General features: G+C 29.3%; 4 protein-coding genes. 1 reads left to right on the top strand and 3 read right to left on the bottom strand.

Annotated features, from left to right (window positions below):
* On the bottom strand, nt 1–390 hold a 390-nt coding region (locus tag KKE07_02815), incomplete at its 3' end, for a DNA repair protein RadA (GenBank protein MBU4269786.1).
* Nucleotides 391–394: 4 nt separating this feature from the next.
* Nucleotides 395–1,024: a thymidine kinase gene (locus tag KKE07_02810; GenBank protein ID MBU4269785.1), complete on the bottom strand. Its 630-nt coding sequence runs from the start codon at nt 1,022–1,024 to the stop codon at nt 395–397.
* Nucleotides 1,025–1,161: 137 nt separating this feature from the next.
* On the opposite strand from KKE07_02810, the gene KKE07_02805 reads away from it, so the two are divergent.
* A complete protein-coding gene (locus KKE07_02805) occupies nt 1,162–1,782 on the top strand; it encodes a M15 family metallopeptidase (protein ID MBU4269784.1) in 621 nt (206 codons plus the stop codon).
* A 1-nt stretch (nt 1,783) separates the two neighbouring features.
* Here KKE07_02805 and kdsB read toward each other — a convergent pair whose 3' ends face one another.
* Complete coding sequence (gene kdsB, locus KKE07_02800; GenBank protein ID MBU4269783.1) at nt 1,784–2,536, bottom strand: 3-deoxy-manno-octulosonate cytidylyltransferase; 753 nt, start codon at nt 2,534–2,536, stop codon at nt 1,784–1,786.
* Nucleotides 2,537–2,668: the final 132 nt, after the last annotated feature.

Raw genomic sequence — 2,668 nt, 5'->3', positions numbered from 1 at the left:
CAATGATTCTTCAGAAGAAAAATAAATTACTTTTTTGTTTTTAGATATTTTGTTCGCTATTTGTAGTAACAATGTTGATTTTCCGATGCCTGGATCTCCGGTTAAAATTATAAAAGATCCCGGTAAAATCCCACCCCCCATAACTCTATCCCATTCGAGATAGCCTGAAATCATTCTATCTTGTGTTTCTGTTTTTATTTCAAACAATTTTTTTAAGTTTATTTTACTTTGATCTATATTGGTTTTTTTACTTAAAAAGTTATTTTCTATATTGTTTTCTATTTTTTCTACAAAGCTATTCCATTCTTGACAGTTTGGGCATTGACCAATCCATCTTGGACTTATGTACTCGCAATTTGTGCATTTATAAAAAATTTTTGTTTTCGCCATTAATTTATATATTCTTTTCGGTATATTTTTTCGCTGGTGTAACTAAAACGGCTTGTTTGTCTATAGAAAAACAATTTCTGCATCTTGCTTCATAGCATTCTTTAGCCCCAACCAAAATTATTGGATCATCATATTTTGCAGGTACACCATTAACAATTCTTTGTGTGTGATGAGCATCTTTACCACAAACAACACAGATTGCTTTTAATTTTAAAACGCTATCGGCTATTGCCATAATTAATGGCATAATTCCAAATGGCTCACCTCTAAAATCCAAATCCAAACCTGCAACAATTATAGTTTTTCCCATATCTACAAGTTTTACTATTACATCAACAATTTCGATTGGAAAAAATTGTATTTCATCGATCCCTATGACTTGAATGTTTTTATTTGCTAGATCAATGATTTTACTAATATTTTCTTTATTGTTATCAATGCTAAATGCCAATCTTTCTTGGCCATTGTGTGATAAAATTGTTGCAGAGCTTTTTCTATTATCTATTTGGTGTTTTATTGTTAAAACATTTTGTTTGGCATATTCTGCTCGGCCTAGTCTTCTCATTAATTCTTCTGTTTTGCCAGAAAACATGGAGCCACAAATTACTTCCAAACGGCCTTTAGGGTTATTCATATTTTTCTCCAGAAAAAAGTGTAAAAAATTTTGTTTTTAGAATAACAAAATTTTTAAAAAGTTTGTTTAAAAATTTAATTATTTTAATTTATAGTTTAAATTAAATATATTTAAAAAGATAAATACGAAAGATTTATATGTTTTATAAAAAAATAGTTTCGATATTTGTAATATACATTTTATTTTTTGTTTCACTATTTTCCAATCTTGTAGAAGTAATAAAAGTGAACCCAAATATTAAGCTTGATATTCGTTATGCAACTAAAAATAATTTTACAGGAAAAGTTGTGTATCCAAGTGCCAGATGTTTTTTACATGAAGAGTTAGTAAAAGAACTTGATTTGATTCAAAAAGAATTGGAAAAAGAGGGGCTAAGTTTAAAAATTTATGATGGATATAGGCCACTTTCAGTACAGAAAATATTTTGGGAGATTTATCCGGTAGAAGGTTTTGTTGCAAACCCATATAAAAATGGCGCATCTAAGCATAATAGGGGCACAGCTGTAGACCTAACTCTTGTAGATTTAAAAACAGATAAAGAATTGGAAATGCCGTCAGATTTTGACGAATTTACACAAAGAGCCCACAGAGATTATTCAAAAATGACAAGCGAAATAGCCAAAAAGAACTGTAAAAAACTTGAAGATTTGATGCAGGCTCACGGTTTTATAGGTGTGCCTACAGAGTGGTGGCATTATAATTGGAAAGACTGGGAACAATATCCTGTACTTGATATTGATTTTGATAAAATAGATTAAGCTAGATTAATTTTTTAGCGTATTCTTGCGCTCTAGCTAAATCTTGCGGAGTATCAATTCCAATAACTTCTTGGTCCGTTTCATTTAATTTTATTTTAAAGCCATAATATAAAAGTCTTAATTGTTCCAATTTTTCAGCATCTTCAAGATAGCAAGTTCCAAGTTGAGCAATTTTACGTAAAGCATTTGCCGTATAAGCGTAAATTCCAACATGTTTATAATAAATTTGCTCAAGATTTTCATTTTTGTCTCTATAAAATGGAATTGTAGATCTGGAAAAATACAAAGCATATCCATTTGAGTCTGTTACAACTTTGGCAATATTAGGGCTAGAAATTTGTTCAGGCAAAAGTATACGTTTTTTTAATGTCCACATATCAGCAACTTCATGATCACATGTCTCAAGCAAACTGTGTAACATATTTGGGGTAATAAAAGGTTCATCGCCTTGCCAGTTAACCCAAATATCGGCTTCTACTTTTCCAGAGTGTATAATTTCTACAAGTCTATCTGTTCCAGATTGGCAGTTTTCACTAGTAAAAATATATTTACCTCCAAAGCTATCTATTAATTTTGCCGTTTTTTCTGAATCTATTGCAAAATAAATTTCTTTAAAAAGAGTTGTTTTGTGTGCTGCATCCCAAGCCCACTCTAATAATGGTTTTCCGGCTAAGTTAGTTAATATTTTTTCTGGAAATCTTGTGGATTTAAGTCTTGCAGGAATTATGCAAACTATATTTTTTTTATTTATCACGTTATATTCTCTTTTTTAGTTTTTTATGATTAATATTAATAACAGGTATATTAGTTCTAAAAATAGAAAAAATAAAATTTTTGTTAACAAAAATTATTTTATATAACGTGATAAATAAAAAAAATATAGTTT

The organism is Candidatus Dependentiae bacterium, from assembly GCA_018897535.1.
In the GTDB taxonomy this organism is placed as follows: Bacteria; Babelota; Babeliae; order Babelales; family UASB340; genus UASB340.
The sequence above is the reverse complement of the archived record's forward strand: the minus strand, read 5'-3'. Positions and strand labels throughout refer to the sequence as shown.